Annotated in this window: 11 protein-coding genes; 4 read left to right on the top strand and 7 right to left on the bottom strand. The window is 73.8% G+C overall.

The features are described from left to right. Positions 1 to 348: 348 nt before the first annotated feature. On the bottom strand, positions 349 to 897 hold the full coding sequence (locus ACFYZ4_RS25760; protein WP_351303204.1) for a MarR family transcriptional regulator: 549 nt from the start codon (positions 895 to 897) through the stop codon (positions 349 to 351). A 133-nt stretch (positions 898 to 1,030) separates the two neighbouring features. Here ACFYZ4_RS25760 and ACFYZ4_RS25755 point away from each other — a divergent pair, with 133 nt between their 5' ends. Next, positions 1,031 to 2,329 (top strand): MFS transporter, encoded by a 1,299-nt coding sequence (locus ACFYZ4_RS25755; protein ID WP_351303219.1) that lies wholly within the window; start codon positions 1,031 to 1,033, stop codon positions 2,327 to 2,329. Between the two features lie 92 nt (positions 2,330 to 2,421). Here ACFYZ4_RS25755 and ACFYZ4_RS25750 read toward each other — a convergent pair whose 3' ends face one another. Both ACFYZ4_RS25750 and ACFYZ4_RS25745 read right to left on the bottom strand, forming a co-directional pair. Next, a complete protein-coding gene (locus tag ACFYZ4_RS25750; protein WP_390784901.1) occupies positions 2,422 to 4,278 on the bottom strand; it encodes a SpoIIE family protein phosphatase in 1,857 nt (618 codons plus the stop codon). Positions 4,279 to 4,413: 135 nt separating this feature from the next. Then, a complete protein-coding gene (locus ACFYZ4_RS25745) occupies positions 4,414 to 5,832 on the bottom strand; it encodes an NAD(P)/FAD-dependent oxidoreductase (protein ID WP_390784896.1) in 1,419 nt (472 codons plus the stop codon). Between the two features lie 341 nt (positions 5,833 to 6,173). On the opposite strand from ACFYZ4_RS25745, the gene ACFYZ4_RS25740 reads away from it, so the two are divergent. After that, positions 6,174 to 6,947 (top strand): helix-turn-helix domain-containing protein, encoded by a 774-nt coding sequence (locus tag ACFYZ4_RS25740; protein WP_351303210.1) that lies wholly within the window; start codon positions 6,174 to 6,176, stop codon positions 6,945 to 6,947. 245 nt (positions 6,948 to 7,192) lie between these two features. Further along, positions 7,193 to 9,238 carry a sigma-70 family RNA polymerase sigma factor gene (locus ACFYZ4_RS25735; RefSeq protein WP_390784895.1) on the top strand — a complete coding sequence of 682 codons (2,046 nt, stop codon included), beginning with the start codon at positions 7,193 to 7,195 and terminating at the stop codon, positions 9,236 to 9,238. Here ACFYZ4_RS25735 and ACFYZ4_RS25730 read toward each other — a convergent pair. After that, the gene (locus ACFYZ4_RS25730; protein WP_390784894.1) at positions 9,225 to 12,563 is read right to left on the bottom strand and encodes a BTAD domain-containing putative transcriptional regulator; all 3,339 of its coding nucleotides are present in this window, start codon (positions 12,561 to 12,563) and stop codon (positions 9,225 to 9,227) included. The genes ACFYZ4_RS25735 and ACFYZ4_RS25730 overlap by 14 nt on opposite strands. A gap of 27 nt (positions 12,564 to 12,590) precedes the next feature. Then, on the bottom strand, positions 12,591 to 13,097 hold the full coding sequence (locus ACFYZ4_RS25725; protein WP_351290058.1) for a MarR family transcriptional regulator: 507 nt from the start codon (positions 13,095 to 13,097) through the stop codon (positions 12,591 to 12,593). A 146-nt stretch (positions 13,098 to 13,243) separates the two neighbouring features. Between ACFYZ4_RS25725 and ACFYZ4_RS25720 the strand changes: the two genes are divergently transcribed. Next, a complete protein-coding gene (locus ACFYZ4_RS25720; protein WP_390784893.1) occupies positions 13,244 to 14,485 on the top strand; it encodes an MFS transporter in 1,242 nt (413 codons plus the stop codon). Positions 14,486 to 14,540: 55 nt separating this feature from the next. Here the strand turns inward: ACFYZ4_RS25720 and ACFYZ4_RS25715 are convergent, their stop codons facing one another. Next, complete coding sequence (locus ACFYZ4_RS25715; RefSeq protein WP_390784892.1) at positions 14,541 to 14,951, bottom strand: RidA family protein; 411 nt, start codon at positions 14,949 to 14,951, stop codon at positions 14,541 to 14,543. Positions 14,952 to 15,043: 92 nt separating this feature from the next. After that, a complete protein-coding gene (locus ACFYZ4_RS25710; protein WP_384349785.1) occupies positions 15,044 to 17,263 on the bottom strand; it encodes an asparagine synthase-related protein in 2,220 nt (739 codons plus the stop codon). Positions 17,264 to 17,660 lie beyond the last annotated feature (397 nt).

The raw sequence follows: 17,660 nt of genomic DNA, 5'->3' as shown, positions 1-17,660 counted from the left end.
CAAGGAACGGACGCTTCCTTTGTACTCACCCTCTCGGGCTTTCCTCCGGGCTTCGTTCTGTTCTGCTGTGTTCTTGCGTTTCCGACTCTATCAGATCCTTTCGGGCCTGACCCCCAGTCAGCGGGGTTTGTCTTCCGGGCTGTTGGGCCCTTCCGACTCCCGAACTCTAGTGGATTTCCCCGGCGATTCATAATCGGCCTTCGGAAATGAATTCGGGCACGCCAAATTCGTTCCCAGTGGGAGATCGTGCTGAGTTGGGTGCCGCAACGAGGCGGCGGGATTCGTTGCCGCCTCAACCTTCCGGCTCAGGGACAACTCGAAGAACCTTACGGATCCACGGGGACGGTGTCAACTCCGGTGGTCAGCCGGGGACTGGAGGTCCTCCACGCGGTCCAGCAGCCGGGTGAGCATGTCCCCCAGCACCCCGCGCTCCGCCGTGGAGAGGTCCTGGAGGAGGTCCTCCTCGAAGACCGTGGCCGCGCGCATCGCGTCCAGCCACTTGCTGCGGCCCTCGTCGGTGAGCTCCACGATCACGCGGACCCGGTTGGACTCGTCGCGTTCGCGGGTGACCAGGCCTTCCGCGGTCATGCGGTCGATCCGGTGGGTCATCGCCGCCGGCGTGAGGCCCAGCTGCTTCGCGAGCTCGCTCGGGCCCATCCGGTACGGGGAGCCGTGGATGACGAGGGCCTTGAGGACCTCCCACTCCGCGTTGCTGATGCCCAGGGCCGCGGTCTGGCGTCCGTACGCGACGTTCATCCGGCGGTGCAGGCGGCTCAGTGCCGACACGACCTTCTCGACCTGGGGGTCGAGGTCCTGGAACTCGCGCTGATAGACGGCGATCTGCTCATCGAGGCTCGGCTCGTGGACGGGCGTAGTGCCGTCGGGGGTGTCACCCATGGGTCGAAGTATGGCACGAGCTCGTTGGCATCTAACTCCTTCGGTGTGTAGAGTTAAGCATCGAAGTTTAGGTATGAAGTACTGAAGTCTTCAGTCTTCGGCTCTCAAAGGCAGGTGAGAAGTGACCAAGGTGATGGGCGCTGCGATGCGGCGGATCCAGGCCGGGAACGCGCTGACCGCGTTCGGCATCGGTTTCACGGTTCCGTTCCTCTACATCTATGTGGCGCAGGTGCGAGATCTGGGCTCCATGGCCGCCACGAGCGCGTTCGTGGCGTTCGCCCTGGGCGCTCTCGTCGCGCTGCCCTTCACCGGTCGGGTCATCGACCGACGTGGTCCGGTGCCCGTGGTCATGGGTGCGGCCGTCGCCGCGTCGGCCGGTGCGCTCTCGCTCGGGCTGTCCACCGGCATCGTGCCCATCCTGCTGTCGGCGCTGGCGCTCGGCGCCGGGCAGGCCGTGATGCAGCCGGCGCTGGCCACGATGATCGTGTGGTGCTCCACGCCGTCCACCCGGACCCGTGCCTTCGCCCTGCAGTTCTTCATGCAGAACCTGGGTCTGGGCATCGGCGGTCTCATCGGCGGCCAGATCGTCGACGAGAGCCGGCCCGGCAGCTTCACCCTGCTGTTCGGCATCGAGGCCGTGATGTTCCTGGTGCTGGCCGGCGTCATCGCCACCGTGCGTCTGCCGCAGGTGCAGGGGTTCAAGGACGCCCGGCCCAAGGACACGGCACAGGCGGGCGGCGGCTGGAAGCGGCTGCTCCGGCACAAGGCCATGGTGCAGCTGTGCGTGCTGGGCTTCGTGGTGTTCTTCGCCTGCTACGGGCAGTTCGAGTCGGGTCTGGCCGCCTTCGGTACCGAGGCCGCCGGGATCTCCCCGTCCACGCTCGGTTTCGCGCTGGCCGCCAACACCGGTGCGATCGTCGTCGCGCAGTTCGTGGTGCTCCGGCTGGTCGAGAAGCGCCGGCGGTCCCGGGTGATCGCGCTCGTCGGTCTGATCTGGACCGTGGCGTGGGTCATCGCCGGTTTCTCGGGGCTGGGGCACGGCAGCGCGATGATGGCCGCCGCCGCGTTCATCAGCACGTACGCGCTCTTCGGCATCGGCGAGGCCATGCTGTCGCCGACCCTGGCGCCGCTGGTGGCGGACCTGGCTCCCGAGGGCTCGGTGGGCCAGTACAACTCGGCCTTCGCGCTGGTCAAGCAGATGGCGCTGGCGCTGGGACCGCTCGGGGTGCCGCTCGGTGCGGGCGTTCCGATGCTCTACATCGGCGTCTTCGTGCTGGTGTCGCTGGGGATCGCCGGTCTGGCGCTGCGGCTCGGCAGGCGGCTGAGCCCGGCGCAGGACAACCCGTGGCTGGCGAGCCGGGTCGTGGCGCAGGGCGGTCCGGTCGTCGCGGCCAAGGCCGACGCCGCCGCCGCGGAGGCCGTGAGCGCGTAGGCACGTACAGCACCCTGCGTATGTACGTGTACGTATGCATGTGTGTGCGGAAGGCCCCGGTCCCCAAGGACCGGGGCCTTCCGCGTGTCCGGCTACTTGTCCGGCAGGGCGAACTCGCACCAGACGGCCTTGCCGCCGCCCGGGGTGCGCCGGGAGCCCCACGAGGAGGCGATGGTGGCGACGATCGAGATGCCGCGGCCGGTCTCGTCGCCGGGTTCGGCGCGGCGGCGGCGGGGGAGGTGGTCGTCCCCGTCGGTGACCTCGATGATCAGGCGGCGGTCGGTGCGGCGCAGGCGCAGCCGCATCGGCGGGGTGCCGTGCTGGAGGGAGTTCGCGACGAGCTCGCTGGCGGCCAGGACGCCGAGGTCGCACAGCTCGACCGGGAAGCGCCAGGAGGCGAGGACTCCCTGGGCGAAGGCGCGGGCGCGCGGGGCCGCCTCGATGCCGCCGAGGAGTTCCAGGGCGGCGTTGTGGAAGAGCTCGGCGTCCGCGCCGGTGCGGGCGGGCTGCTGGAGGACCATCACGGCGACGTCGTCGTCGTGGTCGGCGTCCACGCCGAGGGCGCGCATGAGGCGGTCGCAGATGACGGCCGGGGTGCCCTGGGCGCCGGACAGGGCGCGTTCCAGGGCGGCGACGCCCTCGTCGATGTCCTCGCCGCGGCGTTCGACCAGGCCGTCGGTGTAGAGGACGGCGGTGGAGCCGGGGCCGAGGGCGATGGTGCCGGAGGTGTGCAGCCAGCCGCCGGTGCCGAGCGGCGGGCCGGTGGGGTCGGCGGCTCTGCGGACGGTGCCGTCCTCGTCGCGGACCAGGATCGGGAGGTGGCCCGCGGAGGCGTACGCGAGGAGGCCCTCGTTGGGGTCGTGGACGGCGTACACGCAGGTGGCGATCTGGCTGGCGTCGATCTCGGCGGCGAGGCCGTCGAGGAGCTGGAGCACCTCGTGCGGGGGCAGGTCGAGGCGGGCGTACGCGCGGACGGCGGTGCGGAGCTGGCCCATGACGGCGGCGGCGCGGACCCCGCGGCCCATGACGTCGCCGATGACGAGGGCGGTGCGGCCGGCGCCGAGGGTGATGACGTCGTACCAGTCGCCGCCGACGGCGGCCTCGGTGCCGCCGGGCTGGTAGGTGGCGGCGACGCGCAGGTCGTCGGGCTGTTCCAGTTCCTGCGGGAGCAGGGAGCGCTGGAGGGTGACGGCGGCCTCGCGCTGGCGGCGTTCGCTGGCGCGGAGCCGTTCGACGGCTTCGGCGTGGTCGGTGACGTCGGCAAGGTGGATGAGGACGCCCGTGTGGTGGGCCTCCGCCTCGCTCCCGGCTTCGGTGTCCGTCTTGGTGGGGCCCTTGGGGAAGTCGACGGGGGTGCAGGTGACCGTGTACGAGTGGGCGCCGCCGGGTGCGGTGCGGTTCTTGGCGGTACGGGGCTTTCCGCTGCGCTGGACCTGGTCGAGGAGCGGGAGCAGGCCGAGCTCGCCGAGTTCGGGGAGGGCCTCGTGGGCGGGGGCTCCGGGGGTGCGGGCGCCGAAGCCGGCGGTGTAGGCGTCGTTGACGTAGGCGACGCGGTGCTCGGGGCCGTGGACGAGGGCGACGAGGGCCGGGAGCCGGCCCAGGACCTCGCGTACGGAGAGCTCGTCGAGGGAGGGTACGGCGGCGAGGACGCCGGTCCGCTGGGCCGTGGTCGAGCCGCTGCCGCTGCCGATTCCGGTATCGGTTCCCGATCCGCCGCCGGTGCCCGTGCCGGTCCCTGTCCCGGTGCCGGTTCCGATGCCGGAGACGGTGGGGTCGGCGGGCTTGCCGTCGGCGGGCGCGGCCCGCTCGGTTCCGGGGTCGGCGCGGCCGCCGCGGGCTGCCGGGACCGCGCCTTCACCCCGCTTGGCCTGGGCGGCGGCGTGTTCGGTCCGGGCGGCGGCGCGGCGCTGCGTTCCGGGAAACCGGGCGCTCCAGCGCGTGAAGTTCACTGCGTTCAAGCCTCGTGGTGTCGCGAGTGGTCGCTGTGTCGCTCGTGGGCGGTCGCTGACTGGACGATGTCACTCTGTGCAGGGGTGAGCCCACCTATGGTCACACGTCCAGTGTGGCCGACCGCACTGACAACGTCAGCCCTGGCCGTTCTTCGGGGGGTTGGGGGCGGGGGGCGGGGGAGGGGCCTTCGGGCCGCCACCTGCGGCCAGTTCGAACTCTGCCCTGGGGTGTTCGAGGGATCCCAGGGAGACGATCTCACGCTTGAAGAGGCCGGAGAGGGTCCATTCGGAGAGCACGCGCATTTTCCGGTTGAAGCTGGGGACGCGGCTGAGGTGGTAGGCGCGGTGCATGAACCAGGCCGGGTAGGCCTTGAGCTTGCGGCCGTAGATGTGGGCGACGCCCTTGTGCAGGCCGAGGGAGGCGACGGAGCCCACGTACTTGTGGGCGTACTCCGTCAGGACCTCGCCGCGCAGGGCGGCGAGGAGGTTGTCGGCGAGGACCTTGGCCTGGCGGACGGCGTGCTGGGCGTTGGGGGCGCATTCGACGCCCTTCTCGGCTGCTGTGATGTCGGGGACGGCGGCGGCGTCGCCCGCGGACCAGGCGTGCTCGACTCCTTCGACGGTGAGGAAGGAGGTGCAGGCCAGCCGTCCGCGCTCGTTCCTGGGGAGGTCGGAGGCGGCCAGGACGGGGTGCGGTTTGACGCCGGCGGTCCACACGATGGTGCGGGTGGGGAAGCGGGCGCCGTCACTGAGGACGACGACGCGGTCCTCGCAGGATTCGAGCCGGGTCTCCAGCCGGACGTCGATGTTGCGGCGGCGCAGTTCGCGGACGGTGTAGACGCCCATCTCGGGGCCGACCTCGGGGAGGATCCGGTCGCTGGCCTCGACGAGGACCCATTTCATGTCCTCGGGCTTGATGTTGTGGTAGTACCGCGCCGCGTAGCGGGCCATGTCCTCCAGCTCGCCGAGGGCTTCGACGCCGGCGAATCCGCCGCCGACGAAGACGAAGGTGAGGGCGGCGTCGCGGAGGGCGGGATCGCGGGTGGAGGAGGCGATGTCCATCTGTTCGATGACGTGGTTGCGCAGGCCGATGGCCTCTTCGACGGTCTTGAAGCCGATGCCGTAGTCGGCGAGGCCGGGGACCGGGAGGGTGCGGGAGATGGAGCCCGGGGCGAGGACGAGCTCGTCGTACTCCATCTCGACGGGGCCGGTGCCCTCGTCGGCGGTGGCGAGGGTGGCGACGGTCACGGTCCGTTTGGAGTGGTCGATGCGCTGGGCCTCGCCGATGACGATGCGGCACTTGCCGAGGACGCGGCGCAGGGGGACCACGACGTGGCGGGGGGAGATCGCGCCCGCGGCCGCTTCGGGGAGGAAGGGCTGGTACGTCATGTAGGGCTCGGCGGTGACCACCGTGACCTCGGCTTCGCCGGCTCTCAGCTTTCGCTGGAGCCGGAGCGCCGTATACATGCCGACGTAGCCGCCGCCGACGATCAGGATGCGCGTACGGGGCGGGGTACCGGGGGCTGTGCCCCGTGAGTTAGCAGCCTTCACCATCCCATGACGCAACGTGGCCGGGAGTTTGTCCACAGGCCCGACAAATTGTGTGACCGGAGGTGGTCCTGGGGCGGGGTGGAAGAGGACGTTCGGTGTGGGCGTAAATCCGCAGGTCAGGGCGTGCGGAACGGCAGATTCCGGGGGTGTGGAACGGAAAAGTGGGGGTGAATGCTCCGATCGGGCGGTGGTCCGTCCGGGGCTGCCTCTTCTGAATTGACTCTGGCTCAACTATGTTCGTATCTCGTCGAGGAGTAGTACGACCGGGCCCGAGACCGTGGCCCCCTCGACGTGAAGGCGGGGAGTGTCTCCGGGGGGAGACAAATGATTACCGGGGGAAACATATGAACATTTCCGATTTCCATGGCTCTGCGACCGCACTCTCGGTCGAGAGCAACGGCCGCGTGCTCGCGGGCGGCACCACGCACGGCGTAGGCCGGTCCACGCCGCTGCGCGTCGACGCCCAGCGCAACCTGGAACACGTGCTGCGAGCGGCCCGCGAGGTCTTCGGCGAGCTGGGCTACGGGGCTCCGATGGAGGACGTGGCGCGGCGCGCCCGGGTCGGCGTCGGCACCGTGTACCGGCGCTTTCCGAGCAAGGACGTCCTCGTCCGGCGGATAGCCGAGGAGGAGACCGCGCGACTGACCGAGCAGGCCAGGACCGCACTGGGCCAGGAGGAGGAGCCGTGGCAGGCGCTGTCGCGCTTCCTGCGCACCTCCGTGGCCTCGGGCGCCGGGCGGCTGCTGCCGCCGCAGGTGCTGCGGGTCGGTTCGGCGAGCGAGGACGGGGTCGAGGAGGCCGAGGAGGCGCGGGTTCCGCAGCAGCGTCAGGCCGTCGCGGCCGCCGGCTCCCCCGATCTGCGGGTCGTGGGCACGCGGAGCGCGGCGGAGGACGAGCCCTCGGACGACTCGGGTGCGGGTGCGCTGCTCGAGGTCGTCGGTCGGCTGGTGCACCGCGCGCGCGAGGCCGGTGAGCTGCGCACCGACGTCACGGTGGCCGATGTGCTGCTGGTGATAGCGACGGCGGCGCCCGCGCTGCCCGACCCGGCGCAGCAGGCGGCGGCCTCGACGCGGCTGCTCGACATCCTGCTCGAAGGGCTGCGGTCCCGGACGGCCTGACCTGCGCGGGTCCGGATCGGCCAGGCATCGGCTCGGCGCCGCTACGGCGCCGGGCGGGTGCCCGGCCACCTCTCATCGGCGGGCTCTCGTGCCGTCCGACCGTTCGCACGTCGGGGCGACAATAGGGCGATTCGCCGAATTGTGCCCGGACGAGTGGATGGCGCGCAGAGGGGTTCGACGCGCGTCCGCCGTGTGACACGCTTGATTGGTGTACCGGTTGAGTGTGTCGTGCGGGGGCTTCCGCGATGAGCGTTGACGGGCGGGAAGAGCCACTCGGTGGCGGCGGCAGCGAGGTCGAGGCGGGCAGCCTGCCCGCACGGCAGGTCCCGGCCCAGCGCGAACCGGGCCGGCGGCACGCACGCCCCTCCGGCTCTTCCGGACCCGGCGGCATCGGGAGCGAAATCCCTCCGTCCGACGGTGACTTGATCGCCCGGATGCGGGGCGGTGACGACGGTGCGTACGAGGAGCTGTTCCGTCGCCACGCCGATGCCGTACGGCGCTACGCGCGGACCTGCTGCCGGGACGGGCACACCGCCGACGACCTGACCGCCGAGGTGTTCGCGCGGACCCTGCAGGCGGTACGGGGCGGGGCGGGGCCGGACCAGTCGGTGCGGGCCTACCTGCTGACGACCGTGCGCAGGGTTGCCGCGGCCTGGGCCAAGACGGCCAAGCGGGAGCATCTCGTCGAGGACTTCGCGCTCTTCGCGGAGCAGGCGTCCACGGGCACGGAGAGCGCAGCCGGGATCGCGGGGCTGTCCGGGGACGACACGCTCGAACTGGGCGCGGACGTACGGGCGATGCACGAGGCCGAGCAGTCGCTGGCCATGCAGGCCTTCCGCAGCCTGCCCGAGCGGTGGCAGGCCGTGCTGTGGCACACCACCGTCGAGGAGGCGTCGCCCAGCGCGATCGCCCCGCTGTTCGGGCTCAGTGCCAACGCGACGGCGGTGCTGGCCAGTCGCGCCAGGGAAGGGCTCAAGCAGGCCTATCTGCAGGCCCATGTGAGTGCGGCGCTGAGCGAGGGCGGCGACTGCGCGCGGTACTCGGACCGGCTCGGCGCGTACGCGCGGGGCGGGCTGCGGATGCGGGCGGAGCGGGGGCTGCGCAAGCACCTGGAGGAGTGCGCGAAGTGCCGGCTGGCCGCCGGGGAGCTCAAGGACGTCAATGCGGGGATTCCCGCGCTGCTTCCGGTCGCGGTCATCGGGTGGTTCGCCGCCGGGTACGCGGCCAAGGCCGCCGGAGTGGTGGCCGGTGGAGCCGTTGCCGCGGCCGACCCGCCGGGGGCTGCGGCCGCGGCCGCAGCCCCCGGCGGGTCGGCCGCAGGGGCCGGGGCTGCCGGGACCGCGGGGGGTGCCGGGGCGGGTGCGGGTGCCGCCGGTGGCACTGCGGGTGGTGCCGCCGGAGCAGGTGGCGGGGGCGCCGGTGCGGGGGCCGGGGGTGCGCTGGCTTCCGAGGGGCTCGGGCTGCCGGCCAAGGCCGCCATCGCCGCCGGGATCGCGGTGGCCGCGGCCGCCGGGGTGGTGTTCGCGCTCGCCGGGGACGATCCCGAGCCGCAGGCCCGGGCGAAGCCCGCGCCCGGTGTGGCGGCGCCGGTGGTGCCGGATGCCTCCGCCTCGCCCTCGGCGGAGCCGAGCCCGCAGGGGGAGCCGCCGCGCGCGCGGGGCTCCGTACCGCCGGCGCGGGTACCGTCGCCGACGCCTTCGGCTCCGGCTTCCGCGGCTCCCCCGGTCTCTTCGCCGTCCTCGTCCCCGCCGCCCTCGCCTTCGCCGTCGTCCTCGCCGAGCCGGGAGAAGCCCGCGCCCAGGCCGTCCCCGAGCCCGCCCTCCCCGAAGCCGACCCCGCCGCCGTCGAAGCCGCCGGAGGGGTTCCAGCTGGCCCGGCTCGACCAGTCGGCCTTCGGCGACCACAGCGGGCCCGAGGTGCAGACCTGGCGCAGCAGCTGGGTGTGGCAGCGCTGGGGGCTGGAGGTGGGCGGCCGCCGCTTCGCGCAGGGCATCACCGTGAACGCGCGTTCCTCGGTGGAGATCACACTCAACCGGCAGTGCACGAGCTTCTCGGCGCAGGCCGGGGTGGACGGGCTGTCGCTCCACACCGACGGCTCGGTGCGGTTCTCCGTCTACGCCGACGGGCAGCGGCTGTGGCAGTCCGCCGCCCTCGGCCACGAGGACCCGCCGGTGGGCGTGCAGGTGTCCCTCGCCGGCCGCAAGACGGTGCGGCTGGTGGTGGAGAAGGCCGGGCCGGGCAGCCTGCCGACGCTGGCGAGCTGGGCCGACGCCGTGATCAGCTGCCGGTGAGCGTCGCGGTGAGGGCCGCGGCGAGCTCGGCCGGGGTCAGGGCAGCCCCGGCGGACTCCTCCCGGGCGTAGCGGGCGGGGCCGAGCAGGGCGCGGGTCCGTTCCGGGAGCCCGTCCACGGCGCCGCTCTCGGGCACCGAGCGCGGATGGCCCGCGCGCCAGGCGGTGGCCGCCGCGAGGGCCCGTACGGCCTCGGCGGGCCGGCCGTCGTCGGCCAGCATCACGGCGGCCGCCTCGGCCATGCCGGCGAGGAAGCGCTCGGCGCACCGGGCGGTGACGGCTGCGGCGAGGCCGGGCCCGAGCTTGGCGAGGCCGGCGGGCGGGCCCTGTTCACGGGCGGTGAGGACGGCGTCGATGCTGTCCAGCCCGGAGACGAACTGTGCGGGCACGGTGATCCGTACGGATTCGGCGCGGGCCCGCTCGCACTCGCTCCGGGCCGATACGAGGTCGCCGCGCTGGAGGGCGAGCAGGGCGGAGAGGAGCCGGGCGAAGCTGCTGACGTCGTGCACCCCGCCGTGGCGGTCGGACTCCGCGTCGGCCTCGGCCAGGAGGCGTTCGGCTTCGTCGAAGTCGCCGGCGCAGTAGGCGGCCTCGGCGATCCGGGCGAGGGCGAAGGGCGCCTCGATGTGGGCCCCGACCTCGTGGGCGAGGCGCAGGCACTCCTCGTACTCGGTGCGGGCCTCGGCGTACCGGCCGCGCGAGAGAGCGACCTCCCCGGCGGCGCTCGCCACCTGGGCGCGGGTCCAGCGGTCGCCGACGCGGTGGGCGATCTCGTGGAGTTCGGCGAGGTCGGCGTCGACGGTGGGCAGGCCGCCGATGACGTCGATGGCGACGTGGGTGCGGAGCATGAGGACCACACCGAGTTCCCAGTCACCGGCGTGGCGGCGGCAGTTGGCGACGGACTCGTCGAGGTCGTGGTGGAAGTCGAGGGGGTTGCCGACGAGGAAGGCGGTGGTGGGCCAGAGCATCCCGGGGAAGAGGGTGGTCTCGGGGGAGCCGTGGCGGAAGGTCTCGCGGATGCGGGTGGCGAGGGCGCGGTACTCGGGGGTGTGGAACTTCGCCGCGGAGTGGCTCTCCGCGAGCAGGAACATGCCGAGGACCTGGAGGCGCATGTAGCGCCAGTACGCGGGCGAGCTCTCGGGCGGTTCGGTGGGGGTGAGGGCGAGGATGCGGGCGGTCCACTGGGCGCCCTCGGCACGGTAGTTGCGCAGCCACCAGAACCAGCCGAGGGCGAAGGCGAGGCGCTGGGCGCTCTCGACGTCCGTTTCCTCGACGGCAGTGGTGTGGAGGGCGGTGCGGAGGTTGTCGAGCTCGGTCTCGACGCGCCGGATCCAGGGGAGCTGCGCGGCGGAGCGGATCGCGGGGTCGGCCTCCTCGGCGAAGGCGAGGTAGTGGGCGGCGTGGCGGCGGGCGGTGGCCCGGACGTCGGCCGGGTGGGCGGCGGCGCGCGCGGCGGCGTACTCGTGAATGGTTTCGAGCATGCGGTAGCGCATGCCGTGGCCGGGCTGCGCGAGGCTCTCGTCCGGTTCGGCCAGGACGAGGGATTTGTCGACGAGGGAGCCGAGGACGTCGGCGGTGTCGTAGGACGGGTCGGCGCACACGGCCTCGGCGGCCGCCAGGTCACAGCCGCCCGCGAACACGGACAGCCGGCGCAGCACGGTGCGTTCGGGCTCGTCGAGGAGGTCCCAGGACCAGTCGACGACGGCGCGCAGGGTCTGCTGGCGCGGCAGGACCGTACGGGCGCCGCTGGTCAGCAGCCGGAAACGGTCGTCGAGCCGGTCCGCGATCTGGCGCGGGGTGAGCAGCCGCAGCCGGGCCGCAGCCAGCTCGATCGCGAGCGGCAGCCCGTCCAGCCGCCGGCAGATCTCCGCGGCCGCACCCGGATCGTCCTCCGTACGGAACCCCGGGCGCGCGGCGGCCCCGCGGTCGCCGAGCAACCGCAACGCGACCGGATCGGGCAGCGGCTCCACCGGCCGCAACGACTCCCCCGGCACCCCCAGCGGCTCCCGGCTCGTCGCCAGGATCCGTACGCCGGGGCAGCGCGCGAGCAGCTCCTCGGCCAGCTCGGCCGCGGCCCCGATCACGTGCTCGCAGTTGTCGAGGACGAGGAGCAGGCTGCGGTGTGCACAGTGTTCGAGGAGCTGGGCGGTGGGGTCGGCGGCTGCGGCGGTGTTCTCGCGGGCGACCAGGGAGTTCTCGCGCAGGCCGAGGGCGCTGAGGACCGCGCCGGGGACGGCCGCGGGATCGTCGAGGCGGGCGAGTTCGACGATCCAGCCGGCTTCGGGGTGCGCGGCGGCGGCGTGTTCGGCGAGGCGGGTCTTCCCGGAACCGCCGGGGCCGGTGAGGGTGACGAGTCGCAGCCGGGCCAGGTCCGTGCGCAGGGCGGCCAGTTCGGGCTCGCGCCCGACGAAGGAGGTCAGGCGGGGCCGAAGGTTGCCCCGGGCCGGTCCGTCGGCCGAAGCCTGCGGGGGCGCGGACTCCGGGGGCGCGGGCTGCGGGGCCGCGGACTGCGGAGCCACGGGCTGCGGGGCCGCTTCGGCTGACGGGGCCGCGGGGCCGGGCTTCGGCTGCGGGGGCGGCGGCGACGGGTGCGTGGGGTGCAAGAGCTGGGCGTGGAGGGTGGTGAGTTCGGGGCCGGGGGTGGTACCGAGGGCGTCGGACAGGGTGCGGCGCGTGCGCTCGTAGGCGGCCAGCGCGTCGGCGGGGCGGCCGGCGGCGTGCAGGGCGCGGAGTTGCTGGGCGCGCAGCGGCTCGTCGTACGGGGACGCCTCGATCAGCGCCTCGATCTCCGGCAGGAGCGCGGCCGGGGCGGTGGCGCCGCTGCGCAGGTCCGCCTCGATGCGGTCGCGCAGGGCGGTGGAGCGGCGGGCCTCGGGGCCGGCGGCGTGGGCCGTGCGGGCCGGTTCGGGCAGGTCGGCGAGGGCGGGCCCGCGCCAGAGGGAGAGGGCGGCGGCGAGGGTGCGGGCGGCGGCGGCCGGGTCGGCGGCCAGCTCCCGGCCGCCCTGGGCCGCCAGCCGGGCGAACCGGTGCAGGTCTGTGTCGTCGGGGGCGGCGGCCAGGCGGTAGCCGCCGGCGGACTCGGCGGTGATGGTGTCCCGGCCGCCGAGCGCTCGGCGCAGCCGGGCGATGAGTGCCTGGAGGGCCGCGGGCGCGTCCTGGGGCGGATCGTCGCCCCAGACGTCGTCGACGAGGTCGGCGACGGAGGCCCGGCGGCCCGCGCGCAGGGCGAGGGCGGCGAGGAGCGCGCGCAGGCGGGCGCCGCCTATCGGGAAGGGGGCGCCGGTCTCGTCGCGCGCCTCGGTGACGCCCAGGATGAGATACCGCACCCGCCAATTCTGCCCCTGCGGCCGGGCTCAGGTGATCGAGACGTCTCCGTTGTCCTCGAGCAGGGTGCGCAGGGCCCCGGCGACGGTGGCACAGGTGGCGGCGTCGAGGGGGGCGAGCAGCTCGGCGTAGCGGCTGAGGTGGTCGGTGATCAGCGACTCGGTGAGCGCGAGGCTCTGCTCCGTGAGGCGGATGCGGACCGAGCGGCGGTCCTGACCGTCCCGGACCCGCTCGACCAGGCCCTTGGCCTCCATGCGGTCGATGCGGTTGGTGATCGCGCCCGAGGTCACCATGGCGGCCGGGATGAGGGCGCCGGCGGTCAGCGCGTACGGGGGGCCGGAGCGGCGGAGGGTGAAGAGGATGTCGAGCTCGCCCACCTCCAGGTCCCGTTCGGCCGCGAAGGTCTTGAGGTGGCGGTCGATGATGCGGTTCATCCGCTGGATGCGGGCCACCACCTCGACGGACCACAGGCCGGCCGCCAGCTCGGGGCGCTCGGCCGCCCATTGGCCGACGATCGCGTCCACTGCGTCACTCATGTCGCGTCCTCATCCTCATCCTCGTCCTCTTGCGTCTGCAGATCCAGAGTATCTCAACGTTGAGACACTTGACGTTGAGAGGACTCCCTGATTTTATCTCAACGTTGAGATTCTGAATCTTGAGATGGATCGGAGCTGGCGCCACGATGACCACCAGTACGAGGGCCACGAGGGCCACAAGTGCGGCCTTCGGCAGCGACAACGACACCGGCCGGCCCCGGCCCGTCCCCGTCCTCTGGCTGGCGCTGCTGGCCACCCCCGTCGCGGCCGCGGCCAACGCCCCCGTGCTGATCCTTCCGGACATGGCCGGCTCCCTCGGGGTGGGCACCTCCACCGCCGCCTGGCTCGTCGCCGCCTTCGCCTGGGCCATGGCCGTCTCCATCCCGCTGCTCGCCGGTCTGCTGCGCCGCCGCGGCCTGGCCCCGGTGCTCCGGCTGTCCAGCGCCCTCCTCCTCGGCGGCACGCTCCTCGTCGCCGCGTCCCCCTGGCTTCCGCTGACCCTCCTCGGGCGGGCCGCGCAGGCCGCCGGCGGCGCCGGACTGGTGGCGTCCGCGATGAGCCTGGCCGGTTCGGCCCGTCGCATGGGCGTCATCAGCGCGGGCTTCGGCATGCTCGGCGCGACCGGCCCGCTCCTCGGCGCCCAGCTGTCGCACGCCGTCTCGTGGCGGCTCTCGCTCTCGGTGTCCCTGGTCTCGCTGCTGGCGGTGCCCGCGGTGGGCAAGTACGCGAAGGCCCCGGCGGCCGCCCCGCAGGGCAGGTTCGACGCACGCGGCGCCGCACTGCTGACGCTGCTGGCCACGACCCTGGTCCTGCTGCCCCACGCACCGGCCGTCGCCCTCGGCTCCGCGGTCCTCGCCGCCGTGCTGCTCGCGCTCCACATACGCCGGCGCCCCGAAGGCTTCGTCCCGGCCGCGCTGATCCGCAGGCCCCTCTTCCTCGGCTCCGCGCTGCTGGCGCTCGCGCTGTCGACCTCGTACTTCACGCTGCTGTTCGCCGTGCCCCGGCTGATCTCGGACCGCTCGGGCTGGGACACCGGCGCGGCCGCCGCCGGTCAGCTCGTGGCGCTGCTCACCGGATCCGCGCTCTCCTTGCTGCTGGCGGCCGGCTCGGCGCGCATGGGGCGGGTGGCCGTACGCACGGTGCTGATCGGGATCGGCACCCTGGCGGCCCTGGTCGCGGTCTTCGCGAGCCACGGACCGCTGCTGCTCCTGGCCACCCTGGGCGGCGTGTTCGGCGCGACCGGAGCCAACGCCGTACTGTCCACGCACGCCGCGTCGAGCGTCCCCGACGCCCAGCGCCCCACGGCCATCGGCCTGTTCACCCTCTGCTACCAGCTCGGCGGCGCCTTCGGCCCGGCGATCGCGACGGCCCTGGTGCTCGGCTCCTGAACCACGGACTGAACCAAGAACCACGACTGAACCACGAAGGCCGGACCGGAGAGGCTCAGTCGGGCAGCGCCACGGTGAGGTCCACTTCAACGAGCTGGCCCGTGAAGCCGAGTTGCGCGACACCCAACAGCGTGCTGGCCGTGGTGAACGCCGGCCCGAGAGCCGAGTCGGTCAGCCGACGCCAGGCGGCGCCCAGAACGTCCCTGTCGTCGCTCCGCACATAGATCACCGAGCGCACCACGTGTTCCGGGTCGGCATCAACCGCAGCCAGGGCAGCGAGTGCGTTCACGACGACCTGGTCGACCTGCACCTCGAGCGATCCGGAACCGACGAGGGAACCACCCCGATCGAGAGGGCACTGCCCCGCCAGGTAGGCCGTACGACCGGCCTCCACCACCGTGATGTGGTGATAGCCGGGCGTGTCGTGCAGCTGCTCGGGGTTGATACGAGTGATCTTCGCAGTCATGCCGGCGAGTGTGACCGGCCTGCTGCCGGTGCGCATCGCAATTTGCCCCACCGGGCAACAGCCCGCAGCGTCCTGAAGGTTGACGAACAAGCTCAGGACAGCGCCGGGCGGTGCACCGGGACCCCCTCCGGCACCGCCCGCCGGCGCGCCGTGGAGGTTCCCGTCCAGCAGGTGCCACGGCGGGCCAGCAGCCGGCGCAGCCACAGCTCCATCGAGACGAGTTCCGCCAGCCCGTCCAGCGGGACCGGCCGGCCGTCCGCCGCGTCGAGCAGGGCCTGGCGCACCACCCGGGCCTCGATCAGGCCGGCGTCCGCGAGCAGCGGCGAGGCGAAGAGCGACAGCAGCTCGCCGAGGGCGGCGCGCAGCCCCAGCCGGGTCGCCGTCTCGTTCGGGGTGTGGGCCGTGGCGCCCCAGCCCACCGGGAGTTCGCGCACTCCGGCCGAGGCCAGGACGCTGCGCAGGATCTCCGCCCGGGCCCCGGGCTGGACGCGCAGGGACTCGGGCAGGGCGCGGGCGGCGCGTACGACCTGGTTGTCCAGGAAGGGGGCGTGCAGGCGCTGGCTGCGGACCTCCACGGCCTGTTCGAACACCCGGTGGTCGGCGGCGTGCCGGGCCAGCAGCGAACGGGCCCGGGCCTCCCCGGGCCGCAGCGACAGCGGCGGCCGGCCGGCCGCGACCGTGAGCCGGATCGATACTTCCGCCAGGGCCTCGCCCGTGAGCCAGCCGGCCGCAGGTCCCGGCCGTGACCAGGTCAGGGCGGCGAGGGAGGCGTCCACCGGACCGGAGGCGCGCTCGGTGACCCCGCCCTCGCGGAGCCGGGCCGCGGCGGCTTCCATGCCCGCGCGGTACGGCGTACGGGCAAGTCTGCGGGCCGCCGCGTACACGGTGAGCGGCACCAGCAGGGACTCCCCGGAAGCTCCGGAGGCGGAGGCCGAGCGGGCCAGCGCCGCCACCGGGCGCAGCAGGTGGCGGCGGCGGCGGTCCATCAGGAGGTCGGCCATGCGCGCCGGGTGGGCGTCGAGGACCTGCCGGGCGCCGTGGCCGGTGAAGTGGTCGGCCGAGCCGGCGGCCAGTCTTCGCCGCTCGCGGGCGGCGAAGACGAGCGAGGGGCCGGGTTCGTCGGTGAGCGGGCCGTCGAGATCGGCGTACGGGAGGGCTTCCTCGGCGGCGGCCACCACGACGTGGTGCAGGCGCGGGTCGGCGGCGATGGCGCGGGCCCGTTCCAGTTCGGCCTCGCGCCCCTGCGGGGTGGCCAGGTCGTTGAAGGTGACCGCGAGCAGCCGCGCCCCGGCGGGGCTCAGCAGGGTGCCCGGGGCTCCCGGCAGACCGGCCGCGAGGAGGGCGAGGGTCGCGGAGGCGCTGCCGCCGGAGAGGTCGGCGCCCACCCCGGGCGCCGGGGCGCCGCGGGCCGCGCGCCGGTCGGCGGGGCCCATTCCGGGCACGGGGCCGGGATCGTACGGCGGCAGCGTGTCGGGAGCATGCCGCGGTGCCGTGAGCCGGGCGCGCACGGCATCCACCAACGCTTCCCGTACGCCCTCCACCGCGCGCTCGGGTTCGGCCTCGGGGGCGGCCACCGCGAGGGACGCGACCTGCTCGTAGCCGGTGATCTCGCGGGAGCCCTCGCGCAGGATGAGCGCGTGCCCGGGCGGGATGCGGCGCACCCCGGCGTACGGTGTGCCGTCGCCCAGTGCCTCCGGGCTGTCGGGGCAGGCCAGCAGGGCGGCGAGATGGCCGATGTCGAGCTGCGCCTCGATGAGGTCGGCGAGCGGGAGGGCGGCGGTGGCGTACGCCGTGCCGCTCGCCCAGGGGGTGTAGAAGACGGGGCGCGCGCCCGCGAGGTCGCCGACGACGGTGATCCGGCGGCCGGCCTGCACGACGGCGGTGTAGCTGCCGGACCACTGGGTGAGGTGGCGCAGGGCTCCGCCGCGGGCGGCGTAGAGGGCCCTCCTCAGCTCGGCGTCGGTCGCGCCGCAGCAGCCGAGGACGGCGAGCCGGGTGAAGGGGTCGGCGGGGTCGGCGGTCACCGTGCGGATCTCGTCGGGGCGCCAGTCGCCGACGGCCCAGAGGGGGTCGGGGTCGCCCCAGAGGAGCTGGGCGCCGACGGGGTGCACGGTGCGTTCGGCGTCCGCGCCGGGGTCGTCCGCGTGGGCCGCGTCGGCGAGGCCGCCGCGCAGCGGGGAGCCGCCCTCGGCGTATCCGCCCGGGCCGTACCCTCCCTGGCCGTATCCCCCCTGGCCGGAGCCGTGGCCGTTGACCCGGCCGGCCGTGCCGAAGCTCGCGGCGATACTGCTCCAACCCACCAACCAGCGCACCGCCGCCTCCCCAGCCTGTGGGCACATGACCGGGGCACGGGCAGTACGGTCAGCGCTGAGGGCGCGGCCGGCGGGACCCCGGGTGGCTCGGGTCCATGCTGCCACGGGACAGGCGTGCGAGAGTGGTTATAGGGGGCGCACATGCAAACGAACACGCCCCGGCCACGCGGTATTTGGCGTTCCGTTCCCACCGCCCCATAGGTCGCTTTCAGCCATTCTTCGGCCGCCGGAAGAGTCGTGCCGGGCCGCCGGAGCCCGGTGCGCGGGCGCGGTCCGGGAGGCGGAATCCGCCCCCCGGACCGTTCCGCCACCCGCGGGGATTGAGGTAGCGGCATCCCCCGGCCCGCCCGATCCGCGCAGCGGGCCGACCCACGCACCGCACATCGAATCGCCGGGG

It is taken from the genome of Streptomyces sp. NPDC001513, from assembly GCF_042894695.1.
Classification (GTDB): domain Bacteria; phylum Actinomycetota; class Actinomycetes; order Streptomycetales; family Streptomycetaceae; genus Streptomyces.
Note: the sequence above shows the minus strand (reverse complement) of the source record. Positions and strands in the feature narration are given on the sequence as shown.

Bases quoted from the DNA above. Each gene is read 5' to 3' on its own strand.
- ACFYZ4_RS25720 (WP_390784893.1), top strand. From the start codon at position 13,244: ATGACCACCAGTACGAGGGCCACGAGGGCCACAAGTGCGGCCTTCGGC.
- ACFYZ4_RS25740 (WP_351303210.1), top strand. From the start codon at position 6,174: ATGAACATTTCCGATTTCCATGGCTCTGCGACCGCACTCTCGGTCGAG.
- ACFYZ4_RS25755 (WP_351303219.1), top strand. From the start codon at position 1,031: ATGGGCGCTGCGATGCGGCGGATCCAGGCCGGGAACGCGCTGACCGCG.
- ACFYZ4_RS25745 (WP_390784896.1), bottom strand. From the start codon at position 5,832: ATGGTGAAGGCTGCTAACTCACGGGGCACAGCCCCCGGTACCCCGCCC.
- ACFYZ4_RS25725 (WP_351290058.1), bottom strand. From the start codon at position 13,097: ATGAGTGACGCAGTGGACGCGATCGTCGGCCAATGGGCGGCCGAGCGC.
- ACFYZ4_RS25715 (WP_390784892.1), bottom strand. From the start codon at position 14,951: ATGACTGCGAAGATCACTCGTATCAACCCCGAGCAGCTGCACGACACG.
- ACFYZ4_RS25735 (WP_390784895.1), top strand. From the start codon at position 7,193: ATGAGCGTTGACGGGCGGGAAGAGCCACTCGGTGGCGGCGGCAGCGAG.
- ACFYZ4_RS25760 (WP_351303204.1), bottom strand. From the start codon at position 897: ATGGGTGACACCCCCGACGGCACTACGCCCGTCCACGAGCCGAGCCTC.